Source organism: Brevibacterium otitidis (assembly GCF_042429315.1).
In the GTDB taxonomy this organism is placed as follows: Bacteria; Actinomycetota; Actinomycetes; order Actinomycetales; family Brevibacteriaceae; genus Brevibacterium; species Brevibacterium otitidis.
The window spans coordinates 1-26,460 of sequence record NZ_JBHMAU010000038.1 but is presented as its reverse complement, the minus strand read 5'-3'; the positions used below and the strand labels follow the sequence as shown (position 1 = coordinate 26,460).

The 26,460-nt window shown below is 68.6% G+C and carries 28 protein-coding genes, 1 pseudogene and 1 riboswitch; of the genes and pseudogenes, 16 read left to right on the top strand and 13 right to left on the bottom strand.

Going from position 1 to position 26,460, the window contains the following annotated elements; genetic code table 11:
* Positions 1 to 11 precede the first annotated feature (11 nt).
* Positions 12 to 608, top strand: a complete 597-nt coding sequence (locus ACFFN1_RS04915; RefSeq protein WP_376839151.1) for a PepSY domain-containing protein — start codon at positions 12 to 14, stop codon at positions 606 to 608.
* 277 nt (positions 609 to 885) lie between these two features.
* Positions 886 to 1,260, top strand: a complete 375-nt coding sequence (locus ACFFN1_RS04910; protein WP_376839149.1) for a hypothetical protein — start codon at positions 886 to 888, stop codon at positions 1,258 to 1,260.
* Positions 1,261 to 1,262: 2 nt separating this feature from the next.
* On the opposite strand, the gene ACFFN1_RS04905 is transcribed toward ACFFN1_RS04910, so the two are convergent.
* Positions 1,263 to 1,646 carry a hypothetical protein gene (locus ACFFN1_RS04905; protein WP_376839146.1) on the bottom strand — a complete coding sequence of 128 codons (384 nt, stop codon included), beginning with the start codon at positions 1,644 to 1,646 and terminating at the stop codon, positions 1,263 to 1,265.
* Positions 1,643 to 1,837: a hypothetical protein gene (locus tag ACFFN1_RS04900; protein ID WP_376839144.1), complete on the bottom strand. Its 195-nt coding sequence runs from the start codon at positions 1,835 to 1,837 to the stop codon at positions 1,643 to 1,645. The genes ACFFN1_RS04905 and ACFFN1_RS04900 overlap by 4 nt, the downstream gene beginning before the upstream one ends.
* A gap of 257 nt (positions 1,838 to 2,094) precedes the next feature.
* On the opposite strand from ACFFN1_RS04900, the gene ACFFN1_RS04895 reads away from it, so the two are divergent.
* Both ACFFN1_RS04895 and ACFFN1_RS04890 read left to right on the top strand, forming a co-directional pair.
* Complete coding sequence (locus ACFFN1_RS04895; protein ID WP_376839143.1) at positions 2,095 to 2,781, top strand: DUF2625 family protein; 687 nt, start codon at positions 2,095 to 2,097, stop codon at positions 2,779 to 2,781.
* A gap of 117 nt (positions 2,782 to 2,898) precedes the next feature.
* Positions 2,899 to 3,270 carry a nuclear transport factor 2 family protein gene (locus tag ACFFN1_RS04890; protein ID WP_376839141.1) on the top strand — a complete coding sequence of 124 codons (372 nt, stop codon included), beginning with the start codon at positions 2,899 to 2,901 and terminating at the stop codon, positions 3,268 to 3,270.
* Between the two features lie 59 nt (positions 3,271 to 3,329).
* On the opposite strand, the gene ACFFN1_RS04885 is transcribed toward ACFFN1_RS04890, so the two are convergent.
* The 3 genes from ACFFN1_RS04885 to ACFFN1_RS04875 form a co-directional block, all read right to left on the bottom strand.
* On the bottom strand, positions 3,330 to 5,330 hold the full coding sequence (locus ACFFN1_RS04885) for a TRAP transporter permease (RefSeq protein WP_376839140.1): 2,001 nt from the start codon (positions 5,328 to 5,330) through the stop codon (positions 3,330 to 3,332).
* A gap of 46 nt (positions 5,331 to 5,376) precedes the next feature.
* Positions 5,377 to 5,805: a DUF1850 domain-containing protein gene (locus ACFFN1_RS04880; RefSeq protein WP_376839138.1), complete on the bottom strand. Its 429-nt coding sequence runs from the start codon at positions 5,803 to 5,805 to the stop codon at positions 5,377 to 5,379.
* Positions 5,806 to 5,900: 95 nt separating this feature from the next.
* Entirely contained in the window at positions 5,901 to 6,971 is a 1,071-nt protein-coding gene (locus tag ACFFN1_RS04875) for a TAXI family TRAP transporter solute-binding subunit (protein ID WP_376839136.1), read from the bottom strand.
* 197 nt (positions 6,972 to 7,168) lie between these two features.
* Between ACFFN1_RS04875 and ACFFN1_RS04870 the strand changes: the two genes are divergently transcribed.
* Positions 7,169 to 7,672: a Dps family protein gene (locus ACFFN1_RS04870; protein ID WP_376839134.1), complete on the top strand. Its 504-nt coding sequence runs from the start codon at positions 7,169 to 7,171 to the stop codon at positions 7,670 to 7,672.
* A gap of 73 nt (positions 7,673 to 7,745) precedes the next feature.
* On the opposite strand, the gene ACFFN1_RS04865 is transcribed toward ACFFN1_RS04870, so the two are convergent.
* Positions 7,746 to 8,441, bottom strand: a complete 696-nt coding sequence (locus ACFFN1_RS04865) for a GntR family transcriptional regulator (RefSeq protein WP_376839131.1) — start codon at positions 8,439 to 8,441, stop codon at positions 7,746 to 7,748.
* A 148-nt stretch (positions 8,442 to 8,589) separates the two neighbouring features.
* On the opposite strand from ACFFN1_RS04865, the gene ACFFN1_RS04860 reads away from it, so the two are divergent.
* Positions 8,590 to 9,363: a DsbA family protein gene (locus ACFFN1_RS04860; RefSeq protein WP_376839129.1), complete on the top strand. Its 774-nt coding sequence runs from the start codon at positions 8,590 to 8,592 to the stop codon at positions 9,361 to 9,363.
* A 30-nt stretch (positions 9,364 to 9,393) separates the two neighbouring features.
* On the opposite strand, the gene ACFFN1_RS04855 is transcribed toward ACFFN1_RS04860, so the two are convergent.
* Positions 9,394 to 10,536 carry an ATP-binding protein gene (locus ACFFN1_RS04855; protein WP_376839127.1) on the bottom strand — a complete coding sequence of 381 codons (1,143 nt, stop codon included), beginning with the start codon at positions 10,534 to 10,536 and terminating at the stop codon, positions 9,394 to 9,396.
* A 178-nt stretch (positions 10,537 to 10,714) separates the two neighbouring features.
* On the opposite strand from ACFFN1_RS04855, the gene ACFFN1_RS04850 reads away from it, so the two are divergent.
* From ACFFN1_RS04850 to ACFFN1_RS04825, 6 genes are all read left to right on the top strand, one after another.
* Positions 10,715 to 11,260, top strand: a complete 546-nt coding sequence (locus ACFFN1_RS04850; protein ID WP_376839124.1) for a hypothetical protein — start codon at positions 10,715 to 10,717, stop codon at positions 11,258 to 11,260.
* Positions 11,261 to 11,413: 153 nt separating this feature from the next.
* Complete coding sequence (locus ACFFN1_RS04845; protein ID WP_376839122.1) at positions 11,414 to 12,055, top strand: ABC transporter permease; 642 nt, start codon at positions 11,414 to 11,416, stop codon at positions 12,053 to 12,055.
* Positions 12,056 to 12,170: 115 nt separating this feature from the next.
* Positions 12,171 to 13,481, top strand: coding sequence for an ABC transporter ATP-binding protein (locus tag ACFFN1_RS04840; RefSeq protein ID WP_376839365.1), 1,311 nt, complete (start codon positions 12,171 to 12,173; stop codon positions 13,479 to 13,481).
* Entirely contained in the window at positions 13,478 to 14,227 is a 750-nt protein-coding gene (locus ACFFN1_RS04835) for an ABC transporter permease (protein WP_376839120.1), read from the top strand. Before ACFFN1_RS04840 ends, ACFFN1_RS04835 begins: the two co-directional genes overlap by 4 nt.
* Positions 14,224 to 15,267, top strand: coding sequence for a glycine betaine ABC transporter substrate-binding protein (locus tag ACFFN1_RS04830; protein ID WP_376839119.1), 1,044 nt, complete (start codon positions 14,224 to 14,226; stop codon positions 15,265 to 15,267). Before ACFFN1_RS04835 ends, ACFFN1_RS04830 begins: the two co-directional genes overlap by 4 nt.
* Before the next feature lie 53 nt (positions 15,268 to 15,320).
* Complete coding sequence (locus tag ACFFN1_RS04825) at positions 15,321 to 15,566, top strand: hypothetical protein (protein ID WP_376839117.1); 246 nt, start codon at positions 15,321 to 15,323, stop codon at positions 15,564 to 15,566.
* Here the strand turns inward: ACFFN1_RS04825 and ACFFN1_RS04820 are convergent.
* Complete coding sequence (locus tag ACFFN1_RS04820) at positions 15,553 to 15,852, bottom strand: amphi-Trp domain-containing protein (RefSeq protein WP_191727353.1); 300 nt, start codon at positions 15,850 to 15,852, stop codon at positions 15,553 to 15,555. The two genes, ACFFN1_RS04825 and ACFFN1_RS04820, sit on opposite strands and share 14 nt — an antisense overlap.
* A gap of 286 nt (positions 15,853 to 16,138) precedes the next feature.
* Here ACFFN1_RS04820 and ACFFN1_RS04815 point away from each other — a divergent pair, with 286 nt between their 5' ends.
* On the top strand, positions 16,139 to 17,146 hold the full coding sequence (locus tag ACFFN1_RS04815) for a baeRF3 domain-containing protein (RefSeq protein WP_376839115.1): 1,008 nt from the start codon (positions 16,139 to 16,141) through the stop codon (positions 17,144 to 17,146).
* Between the two features lie 26 nt (positions 17,147 to 17,172).
* On the opposite strand, the gene ribH is transcribed toward ACFFN1_RS04815, so the two are convergent.
* Positions 17,173 to 17,661, bottom strand: coding sequence for a 6,7-dimethyl-8-ribityllumazine synthase (gene ribH / locus ACFFN1_RS04810; RefSeq protein WP_376839113.1), 489 nt, complete (start codon positions 17,659 to 17,661; stop codon positions 17,173 to 17,175).
* A gap of 76 nt (positions 17,662 to 17,737) precedes the next feature.
* Positions 17,738 to 20,224 (bottom strand): bifunctional diaminohydroxyphosphoribosylaminopyrimidine deaminase/5-amino-6-(5-phosphoribosylamino)uracil reductase RibD, encoded by a 2,487-nt coding sequence (gene ribD, locus ACFFN1_RS04805; RefSeq protein WP_376839112.1) that lies wholly within the window; start codon positions 20,222 to 20,224, stop codon positions 17,738 to 17,740.
* A gap of 101 nt (positions 20,225 to 20,325) precedes the next feature.
* Positions 20,326 to 20,468: riboswitch (FMN riboswitch) on the bottom strand.
* 162 nt (positions 20,469 to 20,630) lie between these two features.
* On the opposite strand from ribD, the gene ACFFN1_RS04800 reads away from it, so the two are divergent.
* The gene (locus ACFFN1_RS04800; protein ID WP_376839110.1) at positions 20,631 to 22,154 is read left to right on the top strand and encodes an outer membrane protein assembly factor BamB family protein; all 1,524 of its coding nucleotides are present in this window, start codon (positions 20,631 to 20,633) and stop codon (positions 22,152 to 22,154) included.
* A 40-nt stretch (positions 22,155 to 22,194) separates the two neighbouring features.
* On the opposite strand, the gene pdxS is transcribed toward ACFFN1_RS04800, so the two are convergent.
* A complete protein-coding gene (gene pdxS, locus ACFFN1_RS04795; protein ID WP_376839109.1) occupies positions 22,195 to 23,160 on the bottom strand; it encodes a pyridoxal 5'-phosphate synthase lyase subunit PdxS in 966 nt (321 codons plus the stop codon).
* Positions 23,161 to 23,347: 187 nt separating this feature from the next.
* Between pdxS and ACFFN1_RS04790 the strand changes: the two genes are divergently transcribed.
* Positions 23,348 to 24,766 carry an aminotransferase-like domain-containing protein gene (locus ACFFN1_RS04790; protein WP_376839107.1) on the top strand — a complete coding sequence of 473 codons (1,419 nt, stop codon included), beginning with the start codon at positions 23,348 to 23,350 and terminating at the stop codon, positions 24,764 to 24,766.
* Here the strand turns inward: ACFFN1_RS04790 and ACFFN1_RS04785 are convergent.
* On the bottom strand, positions 24,753 to 25,655 hold the full coding sequence (locus tag ACFFN1_RS04785) for an NAD(P)H-binding protein (protein ID WP_376839105.1): 903 nt from the start codon (positions 25,653 to 25,655) through the stop codon (positions 24,753 to 24,755). The genes ACFFN1_RS04790 and ACFFN1_RS04785 overlap by 14 nt on opposite strands.
* A 40-nt stretch (positions 25,656 to 25,695) precedes the next feature.
* On the opposite strand from ACFFN1_RS04785, the gene ACFFN1_RS04780 reads away from it, so the two are divergent.
* Entirely contained in the window at positions 25,696 to 26,370 is a 675-nt protein-coding gene (locus ACFFN1_RS04780) for a CPBP family glutamic-type intramembrane protease (protein ID WP_376839103.1), read from the top strand.
* Here the strand turns inward: ACFFN1_RS04780 and ACFFN1_RS04775 are convergent.
* A pseudogene (locus tag ACFFN1_RS04775) lies at positions 26,356 to 26,460 on the bottom strand (IS5/IS1182 family transposase); the annotation flags it as partial. The gene ACFFN1_RS04780 and the pseudogene ACFFN1_RS04775 sit on opposite strands and share 15 nt — an antisense overlap.

Sequence of the window (26,460 nt, the reverse complement as noted above, 5' to 3'; positions counted from 1 at the left end):
AAGGACGCTTTATGACCCGCAGGTCCCTGGCGGTGACCGCAGCCGCCGTATGCGCCGCAGCTCTCGCGCTCACCGGCTGCTCGAAGGACGACTCCGAACCCGCGAAGGGCCCAGAGACGCAGACGGCGGCCGACCCGCGGGGCACCGAGGGGCCGCCGAACTCCGGCGACGAGCACGACCTGGCCAACTTCAAACCGGCGCTGAGCTGGGAAGACGCGCAGAAGAAGGCACAGGAGGAGTTCGACGGGCAGTTCCAGCAGATCCAGATTGCGCTCGCCAAGGACGATGTCATCCGCTACGACATCACGATGGTCTCTGAGGACAAGACCTACACCGCGGCCTTCGACGCGATGAGCGGTGACGTCATCTCCGAAGACACCGAGAAGGGTGAGGGCGGCGAGACCCTCGACCTGGAGAACACCGTCGACCTCGATGAGGCGAAGTCCGCGGCCCTCGATGTGCTGCCGGGGAAGATGACGAAGATCCAGCTCACCACCCGCGACGGCGCCGGCGCCTATGTCATCGAGATCGCGCCGGAGCAGGACAGCGAGGTCTTCGAGGTCGTCGTCGACGGCGAGTCCGGTGAGGCCCACCGCTCCGACGACTGACGGGCGCTGCAGCCTGGCTGCCGGCTGCAACCCAGCTGCCGGCCGAAACATGCGGGCGCCGCGCGGCGACGGTGTCGCTTGAGCCGGGTGCGCCCGGTCGTGGCGGGAAGCGCCGCTGCGGTGTGCGAAACTCTCATGCCACGCTGGATACAAACGCGCGCGAACGACGATTTAGCCCCCTGACTGGTTCACTTCCAGCGAGCGAAGGTCTTGGGCCGATCTTCTGGGAAACGAAGAGCTTGCGGTAATGGGGATCCCCGTCTTTACGTGGGTGATAGTGCCAGCCGATTCCTGTCCAAAACTCGTCAGCGCCTTCGGAAACGGCGAACGCCCACCAGGTCGTGGTGGGCGTGTAGACGTTGCTACTGGGTTACTGCTTGATGGCGACTACTTGGGTGCTGCCGTCGCGGAATCGAAAGGTGACGTTGCCGTCGACCTCGACGGTGCCTTTGTCGAGCAAAGCGACGCAGAGGTATGGGCTGAAGACCAACTGTTCAAGATCAAGGTTGGCTGTCTCCTGCCTGTAGTCTCGACGCCGGTGGACATGTATGGCGCGGACGACGGGCTGAGGGATTGCGTTCGACGATTTCCTTCGTTGCTGCAGTTGCCTTACTGGGCGAGAGCCGACTTCGAGGTGATTGGCTGGGCTTGAGGTTAGGCGACACGTTTCACGAGTTGCTGCACCCGCTGATGGGACACTCCCAACAGCATTGCCACATCTCGGTAGGTGGTTCCCTGTGAGACCAGGCGGCGCGCCGCAATTGCCATGTCTCGCATTGCGGATACCTTCGCCCGCTCCGCTGCAGCATTGGCTTTTGAGGCGACAACAGCGGCGTGGGCGGCCTCGTCATCTGATTCAAAGATAATGGTGGCCGAGTCAGGATCCGGTTCCACGTCCGGGTACAGGGTCAAAGCGTCGCGCACCATTTCGACAACTTCGGCGAGGCTGTGACCTTGGGTGAACAGTCCCGGAACCTCGGGGACGGTGACAGCCCACCAGTCCCCACTGCGGGTGACCTTTGCGGTGTAGGTGGTCATTGCTCCACTCCCAACTGCTTGTAGATGGCTTTCGCGGTCAGTTCGTTGATATCGCTGTGTCGGGGAATCACGCTCTGTCGGTCACCCACCCACACCTTCGTATGCCTACCGCCTTCCTCCATGCGGAAAGGCAACCCGTTGCTATTGGCGTGTGCGCGTACCTTCTTGATGATGTCCCGACGCTTCGTCACACCTCGAGTCTATTGTGATAGACAAACGGCGTCTACCTCGCTAGACACAACACTGTTGCCCACCCACGTGAGCCCGCCGATTGCGGACTAGATAATCTCCTCAAACTCCGCGCACATGTGATGTCTCAGGACTTCGGTGACAGCGCTGACCAGAGGGTAGTGGTTCTCGGGCGCGACAAACACGAGAAGACCGCGTCGTCTTGGCAGCCGTGTATTAGTGACGACGAACAGACCGCCATCCAACTTGAGGTGAGGCCATGACGCCCGAAGAAACCCCGGCGCGCGACGTGGAGAGTCTCATCGCCGTCGATGATCCAGCCTGGCCCTATCTTCAGCAGGCGCTGGCAAATTCCGACGCTGAGGAGCTGCCCGTCGATCCCGAGCGGGGCCGGCGCTCACTGTGGAACCTGCAGGTCACCGCTGCGTCGACGATGGGTGCCGTGGCGCTGCACACCGGCGGCATCATCGCCGACCACGGTTGGGTGCGGCTCTACGGCGGCGGCAGCGGACAGCTGCCCAGCATTGCCGAAGCGAGTGGCCTTTGCGGGTCTCAGCCCGGTGCCACCGGGGCGCTTGTCATCGGGCATGACGTCCTCGGCGGTCAGTTCGCCATCGACGGCGGCGCGCTGGGCGTCGAGCCCGGGGAAGTCTGCTACTTCGGGCCGGACACGCTCACCTGGGACGGCTTGGGAGGCGGCTACTCGGCATTCCTGGCGGCAGTGCTCGGCGGTGGGCTGGACGTCGTCTTCGACGGCCTGCGCTGGCCGGGCTGGCAGGAGGAGGTCGCGGCCCTGACGCCGGATCAGGGCATCTTGCTCTATCCGCCGCCGTCTACCGCCGAGGGCAAGGACGTGAGCAAGGTGGCGAGGTCCGTCGTCCCGATCGGGCAGCTGCTCGGCGGAGGTGCCGTGCCCAAGGCAGGCACCAATCCCGGCGACGATTAAGCGGGCAACGCGCTCATGGTGCTGCCCCGGGGATGACGCGACCCGCGTCTGGGATCACGAGACCGGAGAGGTCGAACCCGTGGATCTCCTCTGGGATCGTGCAATAGAGTCGGCTGCATGGACACGATGACTCTGCCAGCCCTGAGTTCGCTCGAACGTCAGGGATGGGATGCGCTGTGCAACCAGACCGGATCGTCCTTCTACGGATCCCTCATGACCGAAGATGCCGTCATGGTCCTCGTGAATGGCTTCATGATGGACAGGGACACCGTGGTCGCGTCCCTCGACCAGGCGCCGGCATGGGACAGCTACACGATCAGCGACGAGCGGATCGTCCGCGTCGGAGCGGAGGCGGCGGCATTGGTGTACCGGGCCACAGCTGAGCGCGCGGGCGAAGAGCCCTTCGAAGCGGTCATGACCAGCGTCTACGTCAGATCGGCCGACGGCCCTCGCCTCGCTCTCTACACCCAGACGACAGCAACGCACTGACCTGATGCTCAACGCGTGAGGCCGAGTCCCGCATCCGGGACTCGGCCTCACGCGTTCGGTCAGATGTACCGCCAGGCGAGTTTGTCCACCCGCTTGGCCATCACCATGATCGCACCGAGGGTGAGCACGAGCATTCCGGCGCCCACGAGGTCGAAGACGACATTCGGGGTCAGCAGCAGGATCGAGCCGACGACGAGCGCGATCCGCAGCACCCACGGCACTGTGACGAACAGGAAGCCTTCGGCGGCGACGGCCAGGAGGATGACGCCGATCGCTGCGGTGGCGATGACGCGGACGGCGGTGGGCACATCGACGTCCTGCATGAGCAGCACCGGGTTGTACACGAACACGAACGGCACGATGTAGCCGGCCAGGGCCAGACGCATCGCCGTGAATCCGGTCTTCATGGGGCTGCCGCCTGACAGGCCGGCGGCCGCGAACGCGGCGAGCGCGACGGGCGGGGTGATGTTGGCGAACAGGCCGAAGTAGAACACGAACAGGTGGGCGGCCAGCGGTTCGACGCCCAGCTGTGCCAGCGCCGGAGCAGCCATCGTCGCGGTGACGATATAGGCCGGGATCGACGGCAGTCCCATGCCGAGCACGATGCAGGCCACCGCGGTCATGATGAGCGTCGGCAGCAGCAGACCGCCGCCGATCGTCACGATCGCGCTCGCGAGCTTGACGCCGAAGCCGGTCTGGCTGGCGACGCCGACGATGATGCCGACCGCTGCACAGGCCACGGCCACAGAGACCGCGGTGACGGCGCCGTCGCGGAGCGCCAGGATGATGTCTTTGAAGCTCATCCGGGTGGTCTTGCGCAGCATCGCCACGGCGACAGTGACGAAGATCGTCGTGACAGCTGAGAACAGGATCGTGCGCCCGGAGAAGAACAGCATGTACAGCAGGTAGGCGAGCGGGATGAGCAGGTGGCCGCGCTCGCGCATGACATCCATGACCGCCGGCAGGTTCTTGCGGGAGATGCCCTCAAGGCCCCGGCGGGTGGCGCGCAGATGCACCTGCATGATGATGCCGAGATAGTACAGCAGCGCCGGCACGATCGCGACGAGGGCGATCTCGCGGTACGGGATGCCGAGCGTCTCCGCCATGATGAAGGCGGCCGCGCCCATGATCGGCGGCAGGATCTGTCCGCCGACCGAGGCGGCGGATTCGACGGCACCGGCGAAGTTGCGCTGGTAGCCGATCTTCTTCATGAGCGGGATCGTGAACGCGCCGGTGGTGACGACATTGGCGATCGCCGAGCCGTTGATCGATCCGAGGAAGCCGGAAGCGATGACGGAGACCTTCGCCGGGCCGCCGCGAGTCTGCCCGGCCAGGGCGAGGGCGATGTCGTTGAAGAACTGGCCCATGCCCGAACGCTGCAGGAACGCGCCGAAGAGGATGAAGAGGATGATGTAGGTCGATGACACCCCGATCGCGGTGGAGAAGATCCCCTCCGTCGAGGTGAGCATGTAGTTGAGGATCCGGTCGAGGTCGTAGCCGCGGTGGCGCATGATGCCCGGCATCGACCGGCCGTAGATGTCGAAGATGATGAACAGCACCGCCAGTGCCGGCAGGAACCAGCCGGTGACGCGGCGGGCCGCCTCCAGGGTGGTGAAGACGAGCACGGCGCCGATGATGACATCGGTCATCGTGAACCGGGAGCCGCGGGTGACGAGCTCGGCGTAGTTGATCGCCAGGTACAGCGCCACCGAGGCGGAGGCGGCGATGAGGATGTAGTCGAACCACGGCGTCGTCTGCCGCTTCTCCTTGGCATAGGGCCGGTAGAGCGCGAAGGTGAGCACGAGGACAGCGGAGACGTGGATCGCGCGGTGCACGAGTGTGGGCGGGCCGCCGAAGAGCGCGGTCGAGATGTGGTAGAGCGACAGCCCGACGGCGACGATGCCGACCGGCCAGGCCAGCCACGTGTCCCAGACTTCGCGGGTGCGGGACTCCCGGTCGAACTTCTCCAGGGTCTCCTGACCGGTGGCGGCCTCGGAGGTCACCACTCCGGATTCAGGGATGATGTCGCCGTCGGGCTGCGGCGTCTGCGGTGTGCTCATCGTGTGTCCTTTCTGCTCCTCCAGCGGAAACCGCTGTCACCGACTCTCAGGCGAGGACCATCTCCACCGGGGTGCGGTGGGGAAGGTCGGCTGCTGCGAGGAGTTGATGGCCGTTGATGCTGATGGTGTGGTCGACGTCGTGGGAGTGGATCCAGCGCACCGCGTCGAAGCGGCGGTCCAGGCCGCAGTAGCGCAGCATGCTCCCGACCTTCTCGACGTGCGGCGCCTCGGACGGGGCGCCGGCTCCGGTGAGGGCGAGGTCTGTGCAGTCGAGGAGGAAGCCGCTGCGGCTGAGGGTGTAGTACTCGATCCAGGGGGTGTGGTCCACGGAGTGGATCCAGGACAGGGAGATCCTCGCCGCGCGGCTGACCTCCACCTTCCGGTAGACCTCGCGCGGGCGGCGCTGGTGGCGGAAGAGAACGGTGGCCTGCGCCGCAGCCGAGGCGGTGAGCGCCACGGCCGCGAGTGCCGGCACCCAGCCGGCGAACCGGCTGAGCGCCGCCCGCCGGGTGACCGTCCGGCCCGGCCCGCGGACGGGCTCATGCGGGCGGGCACGCGACGGGCTCAGGCTCAGAGCGCGCCGACTTCCTCGAAGTAGCGCACGGCGCCCGGGTGCAGCTCGGTGACGACGACATCGGGGGCGTTCTCCACCGTGATGTCCTTGGCTGCGTTGTGGGTGGCGTGGACCTGATCGATGTTGTCGAAGATCGTCTTCGTGATGTCGTAGACGGCGTCCTCGCTCAGATCCGGGCTGGCCAGCAGCAGGTTCGGGATCGTCACCGTGGTGGCGTCCTCGGCGCTGTCGTAGGTGTCGGCCGGCACGGTGCCCTCGCCGAAGAACTCGTACTCCAGCAGGTTGTCCAGGCCCTCGCCCTCGAAGGGGACGACCTTGACGTCATGGGTGGTCGCCAGGTCGGTGACCGAGGAGTTCGGCAGACCGGAGGTGACGAACGCGGCGTCGATCTGGCCGTTCTTCATCTGGTCGATCGCCTCGGCATAGGGCAGGTAGTCGGCGTTGAAATCGTCGTAGCTCATGCCGTAGGCCTCGACGACAGTGCGGGCGTTGAGCTCGACACCGGAGTTGACGTCGCCGACCGACACGCGCTTGCCCTTGAGGTCCTCGATCGAGTCGATGCCCTTGTCCTCAAGCGTGATGACCTGCAGGTACTGCTCGTAGAGGTTGGCGATCGCCGGGATGCTCTCGACGGGCTCCTCGAACGGTCCCTCGCCCTTGAGGGCCTGGTCTGCGGCATCGGCCATCGCGAAGGCGACTTCGGCGTCGCCGTCCTTGAGCAGGGTGATGTTCTCCACCGAGGCACCGGTGGCCTGCACGGTCGAATCCGAGCCGAGCTCATCGGTGAACAGCTGGGACATGCCGGCTCCCACCTGGTAGTAGACGCCGGAGTTGCCGCCGGTGGCCACGGTGATGAACTCGGTGCCGAGGTCGCCCTCGCCTTCGCCGGAACCGCCGGCGCAGCCGGAGAGGGCGAGTGCTGCAGCTGCAGCGCCGGCGAGGATGGTGGTGGTGCGTGTGCGCATAGTTGTGTCGTTCTCCTCATAGATGGGCGATGCCGCCGCGTCGGCGAGCTCATCGGCGGCACCGTCAGTCAGGTTCTCCCAGCCTATTGTTGGCCAACTCACAGCTGCAAACGATCGTTCAGCGCTGATGGCATCTCGTGACCGGCTGTTTATGAAATCGTTGCCGACCGCCTCGGGCTGGGAGCGCACCCCGGTGCGCACCGGGATGCGGGCCGCAGAGCCGGTGATGGAATAGCGGCAGGGCAGCTGGTGTTGTACATGGCAGCAACCGCCCGTCTGCGACGAAGTGGAGGATCACGATGACGAAGCGCCCATTCACGATTCCCGGTATGACAGATGAGGATGCCGCCAAGGTCTGCGAGATCCTGCAGGACCGCCTCAACTCGATGAACGACCTGCACCTGACCCTCAAGCACGCCCACTGGAATGTCGTGGGACCCAACTTCATCGGCATCCACGAGATGCTCGACCCGCAGGTCGAGGTGGTGCGCGGCTTCGCTGATGCGATCGCCGAGCGGATCGCAGCGCTCGGCTCGAGCCCCGTCGGCGTGCCCGGACGCATGACCTATCAGCGTCCGTGGGAGGACTACGACGTCGATCGTGCTCTCGCCCTCGACCACGTCCGGGCGCTCAACCGCGTCTACGACGGTGTCATCTCCTCGCACCGCGCCAGCATCGCCGAGACCAGCGAACTCGACCCGGTCACCGAGGACATGCTCACCGGCCAGTCCTTCGAGCTCGAGCAGTTCCAGTGGTTCCTGCGCGCCCACCTCGAAGACGGCTCCGGCCAGATCGACGCGTGATGACCGCCAGCTGAACCTGCTGCGGGCCCTGCTTCTGCGGAAGCGGGGTTCGCGGTCATTCACCGCCGCCTGTTCAGAAGCGGTGGGTGATGCTCAGCTCGGTTCCCAGCAGCACGCCGGTGCGGTACTCGACCGGCTGCCCGCCGGAGGTGCCGACCCGTTCGAAGCGCAGCAGCGCCGCCCCGATCGCGCAGTCGAGCAGCCGTGCCTCATCGGGTCCGGCGAGGATCGCAGAGACATCCTCATGACCGCCGTCGATGTGTACATTCGCCGTCTCAGCCAGCACATGGTAGACCGCCTCATGCGTGAAGTCGGTCGTGAGCATCGGCTCGCCCAGTGCGGAGGGCAGCCACACATGGTCGACGGCCACCGGCCGCCCGCTGGCCCGGCGGATGCGCGCCAAGTGGAACACCTCCGCATCGGTGGGCAGACCGATCCGTTCGGCTGCACGGGCATCGGTGACGATCTCCTGGGCCAGCGTGTCCGACAGCGGCTCCTGCCCGGAGTGGGAGATGATCTCGAACAGCGAATAGATCGCGCCATAGGCCGATGGGCTGGTCGTCAGCAGCCGGGGCCGCTGCCCGCGGTTGGCCGTCAACACGCCGCTCTCGCGCAGCGGCCGCAGCGCGTGGCGCATCGTGCCGCGGGAGACGTCGTACTCAGCGGCCAGCTGCAGTTCACCGGGAAAGCCATCGGCGAAATCTCCGGCAGCGATCCGAGCGCGCAGATCATCGTGGATCTGCTTCCACCTCGGCGCCGAAGCTGCCATGTCTTACCCTCCTGCTGGAGCTGACGGTTCTGCCTGCTGACTGCATCTGCTGCGCCGCCCGTCTGAGCATGCGCTCAGCTGACCCCAGTATGGTGGCTGTCGGACTGCCGAGTCAGATGAGTCGTTATCAGCATAGGAGAGAGCGCAGATGAACCGCGGCACTGCCCGAGCCCAGGGTTTCCTGGCCCGCAACTGGCCCTGGACGATCGCAGCAGGACTGCTGGCCGTCATCCTCGTCTTCAGCCTCATCGCCGGCTCCGGATTCGGCGGCAGCTCCGGTTCGGGCGGCAGCGCGGATGACGCGGCAGCTGGTGGATCCGACGGCGATGCTGCATCCGGCGAGGCTGCTGCGGCCAGTGGGCAGGAGTTCGATCTCTCCCGCCGCATCGACGACGACCCCACTGCGCTCGGCGAAACCGACGCCCCGGTGGTGCTCATCGAATTCGCTGACTACCGCTGCCCGTTCTGCGCGAAGTTCCACCGCGATACGCTCGGCGATCTCGTCAGCGACTATGTCGACGACGGGCGGATGCGCGTCGAATGGCGTGACGCACCGGTCTTCGGCGAAGAATCCGCGCTGGCGGCCGTCGCCGCACGTGCGGCCGGTGAGCAGGGCATGTTCTGGGACTTCCAGCATGCGGTGTTCGGCGATGCTCCGGACAGCGGCCACCCCGATCTGCCGCGCGAGGTCCTCATCGAGCACGCCAAGGCCGCTGGCGTCGAGGACCTGGAGAGGTTCGAGGCCGATCTCGACAATGAGGCGCTGCACGATGCAGTGCAGTCCGATTTCGAAGAGGCGCAGCGCCTGGGCGTCACGAGCGTGCCGACCTTCGCGATCAACGATTCGGTGATCTCCGGTGCGCAGCCGGCCGAGGTGTTCCGCGAGACGATCGAGAAGGAGCTCGCCGAAGCCGGCCACTGAGCCGCAGTCTCAGCGGGAAGAACCGCAGCCTCAGCGGCTGTGGGCCTGCCGCAGATAGTCGCGCAGGTACGGGATGGCGAACTCGACCCTGCCGCGACCGGCCTCCATGATGACGCCGTCGATGATGAGCCGGCTGCGGTAGACCCCGGCATGCTGGATCGTCACGCCCAGCCGTGCGGCGATATCGCGGGTCAGTGACGGCCCGTCATCGACGCTCATCGCGAAGATGTAGTCCCGGTCCCGATCCGACAGTCCCGCCAGGGTGGGTTCGTGGATCTGCCGGAACATGGCCGGCCTGGCCTGTTCGACTGCCCAGGCGACGTGCGCTGCGGTGATGACCGGCGCCTCGGCGGCGGCCTCCCACGCGAAGTCGCCGATGAGCTGCACGAGATACGGATAGTTCTCAGACGCCTCGACAGCGGCCGCCAGCGCATCAGCCTCGATGGACCGGCCGGCCTCCTCGATCGGATGGCGCAGCGCGACGGCAGTGTCATCGGCGGTGAAGTTCTTCAGCTCGATCCGCTCGGCACGCCGCAGATACGTCGAGACGTCGTCGTTGACGAGCTTGTTGATCGTCGCCGGCAGCCCGGCAGCTACGAACGCCAGCGGTGCATTCTCCGCGATCGCATAGGCGACGACATCGGTGATCTCCCGCAGTTCGCTGACATTCGTCCGGTGCACCTCATCGAGGGCCAGCAGCAGGCCGGTGCCGTGCGGGCGCAGCAGGTCGAGAACCTGCATAACCCGGTGCCGCAGATCCGGGACCATCTGGATCGTCGACTCCGTGCGCGTCGTCAGCCCGCCGCCGATGACCGGCAACGTGAAGCCGACCGTCGAGGACTTCGTCGTCTCGGCGGTATCGAGGTCTTCGAGCAGCTGCGGCAGCCGCGCCTCCGTCAGCCGCTGCACGACACCGGGCGAGGCCTGTTCGCGCACCGGCACCCATTGCCGGGAATCGGCGACCTCGCCGAAGGTGTTGAGCAGCACCGTCTTGCCGACCCCGCGCGTGCCGGTCACGAGCGTCGCCCGCCCGCGCACTGCGCCGTCGAGTGCCCGGGCGAAGAGGTTGACCTCCTCCTGGATGCCGACGACAGCGGCCGGAGTGGTGCCGAAGCTCGGCCGGAACGGAGACGGGTGGGGGCGCGGATTCGGCGGCGGGATGGTGATCGTCACGGCAGCTCCTCCGTTCGAGATCGGGCCACAGGGCGGCAGCGCTGCACCGGCGCCCGTGAGTGCTCAGGGGCCGGCCGCCATCAGGCTCTCCTACGGAGCCTACGGTATCGTCAGGGGCGGATGACACAGGCAGTGCCGGGCGCAGGTGCTCGGCTGCCGCGCTGAAGGGGACATGCTCATGCTGGCTGAACTTGCCGCCTGGCAACCGCGCCGCTGGCTGTTCGCACTGGCAGCGGCACTCGTCACCGTGCTGTTCGTCGCCATCCCCACCGATCTCATCGACACGCCGCTGTTCGTCCGCGATGTCCCGCCCACCTGGTGGGCGTGGCCGGTGCTCATCGCCAATGCGGTGCTCGCCGGACTCGTCGCCGCCACCTATGTCGCCCGCCGTGACACCGGCGCGCAGGCCGAACAGCGCAGCGGCCGCCTCGGTGCCGCCGGGGCGATCGTGACCTTCTTCGCCGTCGGCTGTCCGGTGTGCAACAAACTCGTGCTGCTGGCCCTCGGTTATGCCGGCGCGCTGCAGTACTTCGCGCCCGTCCAGCCGATCCTCGCGCTCGGCTCGGTCGTGCTGCTGGCCTGGGCCTTCGTCACCCGCGTGCGCAAGGAGCGCAGCTGCCCGCTGCCCGGCGCCGGGCAGTCGCCGCCGGCCACCGCCTCGGGAGCGGCCACCACCGCGGATGCGGCCACCGCCTCGGGAGCGGGAACGGCAGCCGAGTCCTGACCCTCAGCAGCCCGGTGGGCGGATGTGATGCGCCGAGCAGCGCAGAATCGGCGCAGCTGGGTATAGACTCGCTGACCAGGAACACACGCACCACGTCCAGCCCGGGCATCTGACTTGCGGCGGACGCCGTAGCAGCCGAGGGGAGTCAGATCCGTGTGGGAATACTTCACCCAGCGCTCTGACCAGATCCTCTTCGCCTCCTGGCAGCACTTCAGCCTCGTCGGCCAGAGCCTCATCCTCGCCACCGTCATCGCAGTCGGCATCGCGGTGCTGTCCTACCGATCGAACGTCATGACCGCGGCCGCCAACAGCGTCTCCGCGATCGGCCTGACGATCCCGTCGTTCGCACTCGTCGGCCTGCTCATCGCTCCGGTAGGCTTCGGCGTCATCCCCGCCGTCATCGTTGTGACCTTCTACGCCGCCCTGCCGATCCTGCGCAACGCCCTCGTCGGGCTCTCCGGCATCCCCAGCGAGGTTGTCGAATCCGCCCGCGGCATCGGCATGAGCCGCCTGCGCACCCTGCTGACCGTCGAACTGCCGATGGCCTGGCCGGTCATCCTCGCCGGTGTCCGGGTCTCCGGGCAGATGGTGATGGGCATCGCGACGATCGCCGCCTACTCCCTGGGCCCCGGCCTGGGCGCCTTCATCTTCTCCGGCCTCGACCGCCTCGGCGGAGCGAACTCACTCGAATCCGTCGTCGTCGGCGTCGTCGGCGTCATCATCCTCGCCTTCATCCTCGACCTGCTGCTCGTGGCAGTCGGCCGTCTCACCACTCCGAGGGGTATCCGTGTCTGAGAACCATCGCACCGCATCCGCCGCGCCCGAGGCGGTGGGCGCCGCTCCCGGCACCGGCACCGGCCAGCCGGGCGGGTCCGGAACGCAGGCCGGATCCGGCACGCAGGGGGTCTCGATCACCCTGGAGGGGATCACCAAACGCTACGACAAGGACAAGCCGCCGGCCGTCGACGGGCTCAACCTGGAGATCCCGGCCGGCTCGATCGTCATGTTCTGCGGGCCCTCGGGCTGCGGGAAGACGACGACGCTGAAGATGATCAACCGGCTCATCGAGCCGAGCTCCGGCCGGGTGCTCATCGACGGTGAGGATGTCACCAGCCTCGATGCCGACAAGCTGCGCCGCCGGCTCGGCTACGTCATCCAGTCCGGCGGGCTGTTCCCGCATATGACGGTGGCGAAGAACATCGGGCTGGTGCCCAAGATGCTCGGCTGGGATGCCAGCCGGATCCGCGCCCGCGTCGACGAGCTGCTCGAACTCGTCTCCCTCGACCCTGCCACCTACCGCGACCGGTTCCCGCGCGAGCTCTCCGGCGGCCAGCAGCAGCGCGTCGGTGTCGCCCGGGCGCTCGCGGCTGATCCGCCGGTGCTGCTCATGGACGAGCCCTTCGGTGCGGTCGACCCGATCACCCGGCAGCGGCTGCAGGATGAGCTCATCGCCATCCACTCCGAGCTGAAGAAGACGATCGTGTGCGTCACCCACGACTTCGATGAGGCCGTCAAGCTCGGCGACTGGATCGCGATCTTCCGCGAAGGCGGCATCCTCGCCCAGTACGACTCCCCGGAGCGGATCCTCGCCCAGCCGGCTAACTCCTTCGTCGAGGACTTCATGGGTGCCGGCGCCGGGCTCAAGCAGCTCTCGCTCTCCCGCCTCGACGACGTCACGCTCACCAAACCGGTGCGCGTGCGCGCCGGCGCACCCGCTGCCGAGGCGGTGGAGGCGATGCGTGCCGCCGGAGAGGACTATGTCGTCATCGTCGATGAGGCTGACCGGCCTGTCGACTGGCTCATCGCCAGCCAGCTCGAACGTCTCACCACCCTGCCGACGCAGGTGAATGAGGACCTGCCGGTGGTGTACAACCGCGCCTCACTCAACGACGCGCTCGATTCGATGCTCGTGACGACGACGTCCTCGGCGATCGTCGTCGGCCGGCGCCGCCAGATGCTGGGCCTCGTCACCGTCGACACGATCATGGACGTCATCTCCGGCCTCAACGGCCGCGCCCACAGCACCGCCGCGCAGGCCCCGCGCGGAGAGAACACGCCCGAGGAGTTCGAGATCCCGGCAGACGACGGGCGCACCGGCCGCAACACCGATGAGGCAATCGCGGCCCAGGAACGCGAGGATCCCGCGGTTGGGGAGCGCCAGGACCCCACCGCTGGGGAGCCTGAGGACCCCGCGGTCGAGGCGGAGAAGCGCGCGCCGTGAGTGCACTGACAGCTGGGCAGCGCCGCGATGTCCGGGACCTGATCGTGCAGGCCGGACTCATCATCGCTGCCTTCGCCGCGCTCAGCTGGTGGCTGCTGGCCGCCGAGCTCTCCGAGGTCGAATCCTCCACCCTGGCACCGGGTGCGGTGGTCTCGCTCATCGGTGAGCACCTGCTGCTCACCGTCGTCTCAGCCGTCATCGTGCTCGCCGTGGCGATCCCGCTCGGCATCCTGCTCACCCGCCCGGCCCTGCGCCGGGCGGCAGGACCGGTCATGGCCGTGGCGAACATCGGCCAGGCCGCCCCGGCTGTCGGCATCATCGTGCTCTTCGGGTTCTGGCTCGGCTTCGGCCTGCAGGCCGCCATCGCCGCACTCGTCGTCTACGCGCTGCTGCCGGTGCTGCGCAACACGATGGTCGGCCTCACCCAGGTCGACCGGCAGCTCATCGAAGCCGGCCGCGGCATGGGCATGAGCGCTGCCGCCGTGCTCTTCCGCGTCGAACTGCCCCTGGCGGTGCCGGTCATGCTCTCCGGCATCCGCACCGCACTCGTGCTGCTCGTCGGCACCGCAACGCTGGCGACCTTCGTCAACGGCGGCGGGCTCGGCCTGCTCATCACCACGGGTGTGACGCTTGACCTGTCGCGGGTGCTCATCGCCGGAGCCGTCATCGTCGCGCTGCTGGCCCTGGTCGTCGACTGGTTGGGACGCCTTGTCGAACTCCTCGTCCGCCCGAAGGGACTGGCATGACCGACACGCCCCGCACCCGCCGCTCACGCAGCATCCACCGTTCACGCAACACCCACCGGGCCCACCGCCTTGGCGCCGGGATCGCAGCGCTGAGCGCACTGGCGCTCAGCGCCTGCGGACTGCAGCCTTCTGCGGCCTACATCCCCTCGGTCGACGCCGCCTCGATCGAGGAGATCCCCGGCGCGGCTGACGGCGGTGCGCTCACGGTGACGAGCAAGAACTTCACCGAAGCGGTGATCCTCGGCAAGATCTCCGTCATCGCCGCCGAGGCCGCCGGATTCAGCGTCACCGACCTGACGAATGTGCCCGGCAGCGTCTCAGCCCGCAAGCTCATGACAAGCGGGCAGGCCGATCTGACATGGGAATACACCGGCACCGCATGGCTGACCTACCTGAACGAAGAGGAGGGCATCCCCGACCCGCACGACCAGTGGGAAGCCGTCCATGACGCCGATCTGGCCAACGGCCTGACCTGGGGTGAGGCCGCCGAGCTCAACAACTCCTACGGCATGGCGATCCGTTCGGATGCGCCCGGCGAGCTCGGCGAGGTGACGAAGATGTCGCAGCTGGCCGAACTGCCGCCGGAAGAGCGCACGATCTGCGTGGCCGCCGAGTTCAACTCCCGACCCGATGGCCTCACCCCGCTACTGGAGGCCTATGGAATTCCGCGCGGTGAGCCCGACGGCACCCCGGAGGACAATATCGGCATCTACGACGCCGGCCCGATCTACGCAGCCACCGCCGACGGCCAGTGCAATTTCGGCAATGTGTATCTCACCGACGGGCGGATCAAGGCGATGAACCTCCTCGTCCTCGAAGACGATGAGCAGTTCTTCCCCGCCTACAACGCCGCTCCGGTGTTCTTCACGCAGACGCTGGAGGAGTACCCCGAACTCGAAGACCTCTACGCGCCGATCGCCGAGAAGCTCACGACCGAGCAGATGCAGGAGCTCAACCGGCAGGTCGACGTCGACGGTGATGACCCCGTCGACGTGGCGCTGCGCTGGATGGTCGACGAAGGCTTCGTCACCGAACGGTGACCCGCCGGTCAGACGGTAGGCTTGTCGCCGGCTCGTGAGGGAAGGAAGCGGCGATGTTGGGTCTGAATCTCACCGAAGGCACGGTGCTCATCATCTGGCTGATCGGCATCGCCTGCGCGGCTGGCACCCGGCGCGATCCCGGTGACACCGCCCGCTACCCGCTCACTGTCATGGCTGCGCTGTTCGCCCCGGTGATCGGTTCGGTCTATGCGGTTGTGCGGTTCTTCCAGGTGCGGGCACGCCACCGGCAGCAGCGCGGACTCGGCCGCGCGAGGGACACAGGGCTCAGCCGAGAGTGAGCGGCTCGTCGGCTGCGATCGGGCCGTCCTCGCCGACCCGCCAGGAGATCTCGACCTCCACCTCGCGTTTGGTGCCCTTGCTCGGCTTCTGCTCGGTCGCCGGCTTGTCCTCGTCGACGACCTCGACGGACAGGCGCACCGAGCTCGGCATCTCCAGCCGGGTCTCTTCAGCGCCCTGACGGAACACGAGCGTGCCCTCGGCGATCTGGTCGGCGAGCTGCTGGAGCAGGTCGGCGAGCTCGTCGCGGCTGCGGATCTCTTTGGTCTTGAGGTGAACGGTCTTCACAGTGACATCCCTTCAGATGCAGGGTGCCGGCGCAGATGCCGTGACAACGGCGGAAAGGCGCGCAACCGGCCGGATACCCATCGTATCGGAGTCCGCATCTGCGGGATACGGGCGCCGTGAGAGCAGAAACAAAAGGTCTCGCCTGTTGGCACCAGTTCACAAGCGTGACCTGCATCGCTAAGCTCTGTGTATGGACGTCACTCATACTCTCGGTTCATTTGACTACGTTGACCCAACTGATCTCAAGAGGATGGCTGAGGCCTCAGGGCCCAAGGTGACCATCCTGATGCCGACATCGCGAGCGGGTCACCAATCGCGCGAGTCATCCACCCGCCTCAAGTCACTGCTCGATGAGGCAGGCCGCAAGCTCGCCGACGCCGGCGTCGAGGCGAAGGAAGCCAAGGAGATCCTCGCCCCGCTCAACGACCTCGTCAACGACGGCCCGTTCTGGCGGCAGCAGGCCGACGGGCTGGCCCTCTACGCAGCCAAGGGCATGACGCTGACCTACCGGCTCGGTGTGCCGCTGACCGAGCACGTCAGCGTCGGCGACTCGATGACGGTCCGCCCGATCGCCCCAGCGCTCGCCCAGTCCCACGCCTTCTACATCCTGGCGCTGTCACGGAACAAGGTGCGCCTGTTCGACGCGACGAAGGACTCGATCGTCGAACTCGACCTCGGTGAGACCGTGCCGCAGAGCATGGACGACGTCGTCGACCCCGATGAGCGGCAGCGGCAGCTGCAGAGCCGGTCGATCGGCGGCGACCGTGCGATGTTCCACGGCCACGGCGCCGGCGGAGAGGTCGACCGGATCTTCGTCGAGAAGTTCGTCAAGGCCGTCGGCGAAGGAGTCGGAACGCTGCTCGGCAAAGCCCGCAGCCAGCCGCTGATCCTCGCAGCCGTGGCTGAGGCGATGCCGCTGTTCAAGCCCGTGTGCACCTACCCGGCGCTGCTCGACGAGATGGTCGCCGGCAACCCCGACGACCGCACGCCCGGCCAGCTGCACGCCGATGCCTGGGAGGTCGTCATGCCGGCCTTCGCCGAACGCGACGACGCAGCCTACGCCCGCTTCGCCGATGCGCAGGGCACCGGCCGCGGCGTCACCCAGACCGACGTCATCCGCGAGGCAGCTGCCGAGGGGCGGGTCGACACGCTGTTCATCAACCCGTCGCTCACGGCCTCAGAGGGCAGCGGCGATGTCGATTCCGCGATCCTGTCGACGCTGCAGAACTCCGGCACGATCGTCATCATCTCCGACGGCCGGGTCGAGAACGTCGCAGCACTGATGCGGTACTGACCTGCCGCCGCCTGGGCGCACAGCGCTCAGGCGGCAGCGATCTCACCGAGAGCGGCGAGCGCGGCAAGGGCTGCGCTCGCCGCTTCGTGTCCCTTGTCCTCCCGCGAGCCCGGCAGCCCAGCCCGGTTGCGGGCCTGCTCATCGTCATCGCAGGTCAGCAGCCCGAACCCGACCGGTGTGCCGGTCTCGGCCGCCACCTGGGCCAGCCCGTCGGTGGCGGCCCGGCAGACGTAGTCGAAGTGCGGGGTGCCGCCGCGGATGACGACGCCGAGCGCGACGACGGCGTCGAAGCGTTCCGCCGCCGCACGGGCCAGCAGCGGCAGCTCGAAGCTGCCCGGCGCCCGGAAGACGCTGACCTCCAACCCGGTCGTCTCAGCTGCGGCCTCGTCGAGGGCGCGCTGGGCGCCGGCGAGGAGCCCGTCCATCACCTCGGTGTGCCAGGAGGAGGCGACGATCGCCACGCGGGTGCCGGGCGCGGCCTGCGGCCTCATGGTCGGTGCTCCGCTCGATGCCATGATGTGATCCCTTCTCTCAGTGTTCGGTGCGGTGTCCGGTGCAGTGTCCAGTGCAGTGCCTGGTGCGGTGTCCGGTTCAGTTCTGATGGGCGGCTGGGGTGTGCGTGTCGAGCCATGCGCGCAGCTCGGCGATCGAGATGACCGGCAGCCCGAACCGGGTCCCGAAGGCCAGCAGCGCGTCGAGGCGCATGACCTCGCCGGTGTCGTCGACGACCTCGGCGATCGCTGCGACCGGCCGGCAGCCGGCCAGCCGGGCGAGTTCGACTCCGGCCTCGGTGTGCCCGGCGCGCTCGCGGACCCCGGCGGCGGCGGCGATGAGCGGGAACACATGCCCCGGCCGGGTCAGCTGCTCCGGGCCCGCCTGCGGGTCGGCCAGCATGCGCAGGGTTGTCGTGCGCTCACCGGCGCTGATGCCGGTGTCCAGGCCGCGGGCATCGCAGCTGACGGTGTAGTTCGTGCCCTTCGGGTCCTCGTTCACCGCGGTCATGGCCGGCAGATCGAGGTGGGCTGCGATCTCAGCGGTCATCGGCGCGCACACCACGCCGGAGGTGTGGCGGACGATGAAGCCCATCCACTCCGGGCTCAGCAGCTCGGCCGGCACGATGAGGTCGCCTTCGTTCTCGCGGTCGGCATCGTCGACGACGATCGTCGGGACACCGCGGCGCAGTCGGCTGATCGCCTCATCGATCGAGTCGAGCCCGCGTGCCGGGGACGCGTCGGCTGCGGTGGTCTCCCACGGCTTGTCCTGCCACGGCGACGGCGGCGCCTGCACGGGATCGGCACGTCGCACCTGCCGTCCGGCGAGGCTCTGGGCGTACTTGGCCAGCACATCGGTTTCGATGTTGACGAGGTCCCCGACGCTCGCCTGCCCGAACGTCGTCGCGGCCAGGGTCGCCGGGATGAGCCCGACTTCGCACCACGGCTGCCCGGCACCTGCCGGGGAGACGGCGGTGATCGTCAGCGAGGTGCCGTCGAGTGCGATCGAACCCTTCTCCACGCACAGCGGGGCGAGCGCGGCTGGCAGCTCGATGCGCATCCGCGTCCACGCCCCGCAGTCCTCGAACACGCTGATCCGCCCGACCCCGTCGACGTGACCTTGGACGATGTGCCCGTCGAAGCGCCCGCTGGCCGGCATGCAGCGTTCGAGATTCACCTGCGCGCCCGCCCTCAGCGCACCCAGGCTCGAGCGCGCCAGCGTCTCGCCCATGATGTCGGCGGTGAAGATCCCCGGGCCCGAGGTGCTGGCCGGGTTCTCATCTGCCGGCGCGGCTTCGGCGGAAGTGCGGGTGGCGGTGAGGCAGACGCCGTTGACAGCCAGGGACCCGCCGGCTGGCAGGTCGTCGATGAGGCTGCCGGCCCTGATGCTGATGCGGGCGGTGTCGGTGCCGGGAACGGAGGTGACGGACAGGACGGTGCCGGTGGCTTCGATGATGCCGGTGAACATGTGGTGACTCCTGTGGTCGGTGGTGGATGGGGCTGGTGGTGCCGGGGCCGGGGCGGCGGGTGCCGGTCTCAGGTGCAGGATGGTGTCGGTCCCGCTCGTGGCAGCGGCAGGGGCGGCAAGGTCGTCGGGGATGAAGCGCGGGGCGGCTGCGAGTGTCGGCACCTCAAGGCCGGCGGTGGCGGCGAGCCCGCCGGTGCCGAGCAGCTGCGGGCCGAGGTGGAGGAACAGCTCGTCGACGAGTCCGGCGGTTAGGAAGCCGCTGAGCAGGTGCGCCCCGCCCTCGACGAGCACGTGCTCGATCCCGCGCGCCCGCAGCTGCCGCAGCGCGTGCAGCAGGTCGTGGGTGCGCAGGTGGATGGTGCGCGGGTCGGCGGCGAGGTGGCTGGAGGCGTCGAGATCGCGGGTGCCGATGACGACCGGCACCGGCTGCCGGGCCGCAGCGCGGCCGTCGATGCGGGCGGTGAGCCGCGGATTGTCGGCCCGGGCGGTGCCGGTGCCGACGATGACGGCGTCGACCCGGGCGCGCAGCGCGTGCACGCGGGACCGGGTCTCATCGGAGGTGATCCACTGGCTGGTGCCGTCGGCAGCGGCGATCCGCCCGTCGAGGCTCTGGGCGAGCTTCGCCGTCACGAACGGCCGGGACGCACGCTGTGCGGCCACCCACCGGTCATTGAGCACCGCCGCCTCATCGGCTGCCAGCCCGGCGACCACCTCGCGTCCGGCCGCCCGCAGCACCTCGGCACCCCCGGCGGCGACCGGATTCGGGTCGGCTGCAGCGTAGACGATGCGCGGGATCCCGGCCCTGACGATCGTGTGCGCACACGACGGGGTCCGGCCGACATGGGCGCAGGGTTCGAGCGTGACGACGAGCGTGGCGGTGCCGAGGTCAATGCCGGCCGCAACGGCGGCCGCCAGGGCTGCCGGTTCGGCGTGCGGATGCCCAGCACCTGCGTGGTAACCGGTGACGATCGTCCCGTCGGCGCTGATGACGGCCGCGCCGACGAGAGGGGTGGCCCCGCGCTGGCCGCGGCGGGCGGCGGCGAGGGCAGCGGACATGGCCCGGCGTTCACGGGCAGTGATCCCGGCGGCAGGCGCGGCGGGTGCAGATGAGCGGTGCATTCTCCCTCTCCTCCTACCGGGGAGACGGGAGCCAGACGGCAGGCGTCCGCGCAGACACGGGTGCGCCGCTGCCGGTCCGGGCAGACACGGGTGCCCTGGACCGTGTGTTCCTCCCATCCAGACTTTCACTGTCGGTCTCGGAATCGCACCGAGTCAGCCGAACCCCTCCGCCCGTGTGGGCCTCGGCGTTCGGGTCGCGGACTGTCACCGCCGGTACGGAATCTCACCGTCCCCGGAACATCTGCCCACACCGTAGCACGCGTCACAGACACGCACACCACCGTGCCCGAGGCGGTGGGCGCCTCCCGTGCTTCGCCACCACCGTTGTCCGACCCGTCTGGCATAGTGAAGACAGGATGCTCACCAGGGAGATCATCACGGTGTCCCTGCTTGCGAAGGAACAGTCATGCACCCGTTCCCCCGCCCCGCGCTCGCCCTCATCGCCGTAGGTGCTCTCACGCTGGCCGCCGGATGCGCGGCCGCAGATGACGCACCCGGCAGCTCACCTGCGCCCAGCACACCGGAACCGCCGCAGCTGAGCGAGGCGATCACCCTCGACTTCTACGCCAGCCTGCTGGCCGACAACGACACCGACCGGGCTCTGGTCGCCGACGCGATGGGCGGGCGGCTCGTCGCGGTCGGCGCAGACGGCGCTGAACTGTGGACCCACCAGGCGCAGGTCGATATGGACCGGCCCGACAGTGTGGCCGCCTACTCCCACGGCGAGACCGTCATCGTCGATGACGGGACCGGCCGCCTGCGCGCACTCGACTGGGGCGACGGCAGCGAAGCATGGACCTACACACCAGCCGATGCCGGTCTCGGCTGCACCGAACCGGGTGACTACTACTCGTCCTCCTCCACCGGGACGAGCGCACTCGGCGAGGACGGGATCATCCTGCTCGAATACGGGATGATCGACGCCGCTCGCGGCAGCTGCACCGGCGATGAGCACAAGGCGATGGTCCTCGGCCTCGATCCGGCCTCCGGCCAGCCGGCGTGGCCTGCCGTGCAAGCGGCTGCCGATGCGCAGCCCATGGGCGGGGCGAACCTGCAGATCACACCCGACCGCACGCACGCCTACCTGCCGTGGCGCGATGGCGACGGCAGCTTCCTCACCCGCCTCGACCTGGCATCAGGCCAGCATGCCACCGTCGACCTCAGCGCGTACGGCGAGCAGGACCTCGGCTTCGGCATCTACCCGCAGAAGGCCCCCGGCACGCTTGTCTACGCCTTCGGCACCGCCGATCCTGACGACCCGTACTCCGGGTCCGTCACCCGCACCGCGCTGCTCACGGTGCCGACGGACCTGCCGGAGAGCTCTGGGGCGCTCACCCCGCTCAGCGCTGCCGACGATCCTGACCTCGCCGAGGGCATCGACTTCAGTGAGGAGCCGGTCGACTACTGTGCCGCCCGGCCGGTCTCCACCGCCTCGGGCACCTTCGTGTGCGCGAGCACCCAGCCGTTCGCCTCCCGGATCCTCGTGCTCGGCTCACTGCTCGACGGCGAGGCCTGGCACACCGACATCTCCGAAGACGCCTTCGAATTCGGGCTGTTCAACGAACAGTACGGACGCCTGCACACACCCGTCGACGGCACCAATGCGCCGCTGATCATCATGCCCGGCCTCGACGCCGGCGTGAGGGCCGTCAACGCCAATGACGGATCGACACTCTGGGAAGCAGGCGAGGACGTAGATCCGGTCGACCCGGTCGAAGGCAGCTACGGATTCGGCGGCAACGGCGCATTTCCGCAGCTCGGCCTCATCCCGGTGCTGCTCAACGATGCGGTGCACTTCTTCACCCTCGACGGCACGGAGCACGCCGAGGCCCACGACGTCGGCCAGTACGCCGAGCCGAGTGCCACCGGCCGCTGGTTCGCAGCAGCCGCCGGTGAGTCCACCACGCTGTGGACCGTCACCGGCGGCTGAACGACGCCGCTGTGCGGCGCTGGTTGCGCTGCGGAGAGACTTACCAGCCGCGCTCGGCCAGGCGGTGCGGGGCCGGCAGGTCGCTGACGTTCAGGCCGACCATCGCCTCACCGAGCCCGCGGGAGACCTCAGCGAGCACCTCGGGATCGTCGTAGTTCGCCGTGGCCTTGACGACGGCTTTGGCCCGTGCCTCCGGATTGCCGGACTTGAAGATGCCCGAGCCGACGAACACGCCCTCGGCACCGAGCTGCATCATCATCGCCGCATCAGCAGGGGTGGACACGCCACCGGCGACGAAGGTGACGACCGGCAGGCGGCCGTCGCGGGCGACGGTGCGCACGAGGTCGAACGGTGCCTGCAGCTCCTTGGCCGCAACATAGAGCTCATCCTCGCTCAGCGCCTGCAGCCGGCGGATCTCCCCGTTGATCGTGCGGATGTGGCGGGTCGCCTCGGAGACATCGCCGGTGCCGGCCTCGCCCTTCGAACGGATCATGTCGGCACCTTCGTTGATGCGGCGCAGCGCCTCGCCGAGGTTGGTGGCACCGCACACGAATGGCACCTCGAAGGCGCGCTTGTCGATGTGGTTGACGTAGTCGGCAGGGGAGAGGACCTCAGACTCGTCGACGTAGTGCACGCCGAGGGACTGCAGGATCTGCGCTTCGACGAAGTGGCCGATGCGCGCCTTGGCCATCACCGGAATCGACACGGCGTCGAGGATCCCGGCGATGAGGTCCGGGTCGCTCATCCGGGCGACCCCGCCCTGGGCGCGGATATCGGCAGGCACCCGCTCGAGCGCCATGACCGCCACCGCACCGGCATCTTCGGCGATGCGTGCCTGATCAGGGGTGACGACGTCCATGATGACGCCGCCTGCCAGCGAGCGGGCGAGCTCTGAGCTCAGCTGGGCGCCGGTGGCGCGCTGCTGCGCGGCGCTGTCGGCAGTGCCTGAAGTGGGCGTGTCCGCAGCGGCGTTGGAGGTGGTGGTGTCGGTCAGTGTGGCAGTCATGCAATCTCCTGGGTTGTGGCGGGTGCCGGACACCCGCTGGTGGTGAGCCGGACGTCCAGGCGCCCGACGGGGTATTCGTGAGCCTAGCGAGCATTGGACTGCAGATATGGTCCAGATTCAGGGGTATTCTGTAGTCCAGTTGCGCGCGGTTCCGGATGCCGCGAGACCAGGTGAGGGAGGGGTGTGCATGGCGCATGACGCGGATCTCACGGTGAGCCTCGACCGCAGCTCGCGCATCGGTCTGCCGCTGCAGATCGTCGCCGGCATCCGGGCCGAGATCGCCACCGGTCGTCTGCGCCCAGGCGACAGCCTGCCCTCCAGCCGGGTGCTCGCCGCGCAGCTCGGCGTCGCCCGCGGCACCGTGCAGACGGCGTATGAGCACCTCATCGCCGAGGGCCAGCTCGTCACGGCCGCCCGTTCGGGCACACGCGTCAACCCGGCACTGGAGACGGCGCCGACCGGTGGCGGCTCGCCTGCCCGCGCCCCGACCGGTCGCGCCTCGGCTGCACGCCGTTCGGGGACACATGCCGCGCCGGGACGGGCAGCCCCCGCCCAGCGCTCCGCTGACACCGCGGCGGAGGTGCGCATCGATGCCCGGGGTGTGAGCGTGCGCCCCGACCCGCGCGATGAGCCCGATTTCCGGGCTGCCTGGCGCCGCGGACTCGACACCCGCGATGTCAGCGATGACGGCTGCGGCACCCAGACGGTGCGCCAGGCGATCGCCGGGCACCTGCGGCTGGTGCGCGGAATGCAGGTCGAACCCGCCGACATCGTGCTGACCGCCGGCGCCCGCGACGGGCTGCGCACCGTCCTCAACGTCCTCGCCCCCGCAGCGCTCGGAGTCGAGAGCCCGGGCTTCCCCGGGCTGCGCCGAGCACTGGCGAACACCGCCACCGTCGATGTTCCCGTCGACGCCGACGGCATCGACCCCGCTGCGATCCCGGGGCGGCTGCGCGCCCTGCTGGTGACGCCCAACCACCTGCATCCGCACGGAGATTCGATGAGCGCGAGGCGACGCGTGCAGCTGCTGCGCTGGGCCGAATCGTGCGGCGGACACCTGATCGAAGACGACTACGACACCGAAGCGCGCTACGCCGGCAGCCTGCCGCCGACCCTCGCCGACCTCGACAGCAGCGGCCGGGTGCTGCACCTCGGATCCTTCGCCACCCTGCTCGGCACGCGCCTGGGCATCGGCTACATCATCGCCACCGGCCCGCTCAGCGCTGCGATCGCCGCCCACCGCCGGATGCTCGGTCCCGCCGCCTCACCGCTCATCCAGGCAGTGCTCGCCGACTACCTGGACTCAGGCGGGCTGCGCCGGCGGATGCTGCGGATGCGCAAGCGGCTGGCGGCCGCCGCCGAGGCGGTCGATGCCGCAGGCCTACCGCTGACCCAGGTGCGCGGGCGGGTGATCCTCGAACGGCCGGCCGCGGGTGCGCGGCGCCTGCGGCGCGCACTCGGTGAGCGCGGCATCCTCGTCGACGATCTGGCCGGCAAATGGACCGGCGGGCAGCAGGCCGGCATCGAGATCGCGCTGAGCTCGCTCACCGGCCCGGAGCTCACTGCTGTCCTGGCGGCTGTGCGCGCCGAGCTCAGCCAGCTCTGATGACGCTCAGGGGTGTCAGCGGCTGATGGGCAGGTGCCCCTGCGAACAGGTCGGCGCGCCAGCTGTCGCCGGAGGAGACCATGTCCTCCTGGAGCGATTCGATGAGCGCCTCGACCGTCGGGCCCGGCAGATCTGTCAGCACCGCCGCAGCCTTCGCGACGAGCGGTTCCGGCAGCGGTCCGCCGGGCACCTGCGGGCGGACGAGCCCGCTGAGCTCGGTGAGCAGATCGATAAGCTCGGGATACGACATCACCGTCCCGCCGCCGATCGAGACCTGCCCGGTCGGCCGATCGACCCGCAGCGCCGCCTCGATCGCGGCGGCCACATCGGTGATGGCGATCGGCTCGACGAGGTGGCGCATCCACGACGGCACCACCGTGACCGGCAGCCGCGTCGCCAGCTGCCGGACGAGGGCCAGGCTCGTCGAGCCCGCCCCGACGATCATCGCCGCACGCAGCGTGATGACCGTGGCGGCGGCCCGGGAGAGCTCCTGTTCGACTTCGAGCCGCGAGAGCAGATGCTCGGACAGACGCTCCCTGTTGACAGCCGGGATGATCCCCGAGAGGTAGACGATCCGATTGATGCCGGCCGCGTCGGCTGCCCGGCGCACGTGCTGGGCTGACTGCCGGTCGACCGTGCGGAAGTCAGACCCGCCCATCCCGTGGACGAGGTAGACGATGGCATCGGCATCACTGTGAGCCACCGCCGCGGACACGGATGCGTCATCGGTGACGTCGAGCCGGGCGGCGGTGACGCGGTCTGCCCACCAGAACGCCCTGAGCTTCTCCGGTGAGCGGGCAGCGGCGGTGACGGTGTGCCCGGCATCGAGCAGGACGGGGATCGTGCGCGAGGCAACGTATCCGGTGGCGCCGATGAGCAGAACTCGCATTGCAGTCATCTCCTAGACTGGTGCCCTGACGTCGCAGCGGGTGCTCACCTCACGTGCTGCTGTCTGGGCGCCTGCGACCGTCACGATTGTCCTCGGCGCGCTCATCCTGCGCAAGGCCTTCGGGCTCGGCGCATCTGCCGGCACTGCGGCACTGCCGCTGTGGAGTCTTGCCCTCGCCGCGGTGTGGACGCTCGGCGGGATCGCCCTCATGCTGCTTGCACGCGCGCATGCCAGACGCCACCGCTCAGCAGATCCGGCACCCGGCCCGCCGGCGCGCCGCTCCGCCGCCTCTGCCGGGTGGCGGGCGCTGGCCGTCGGCGCGGCGCTGGCGGGCGCGTCGTTCTTTGGAGGCTGGATCCTCAGCATCATCCCGGCGACCGCGCCGTGGATCACCGCGGCCCTTGTGACTGCCGGGACCTCGGCGGCCGGGCTGACGCTGGCGGCGGCCGTCGTCACGGGTCTGTCGGAAGAGGTGTTCTTCCGCCTCGGCCTGGCGGACCTGTTCCGCGTCCGCTCCCGCTGGATCGCCCCGACCATCGTCTACACGCTCGTCACCTGCGCAACACTCAACCCCGGCCTCATCGCCGCCGCCCCCGTCGTCGGGCTCGCCGCAGCCTGGGCCCGCGAATCGACCGGCCGCTGGTTCGCCCCGCTCATCGTCCATGGCCTGTGGTCGCTCGTCATGGTCGGGATCTTCCCGCTAGGGCGTGTCTGATAAATGCTGTAACCAAGCGATGACACCGTTGAGCACGATAGCGGCCCGGTAGATGATGGCGAGTTTGTCATATCGTGTGGCCAGTCCTCG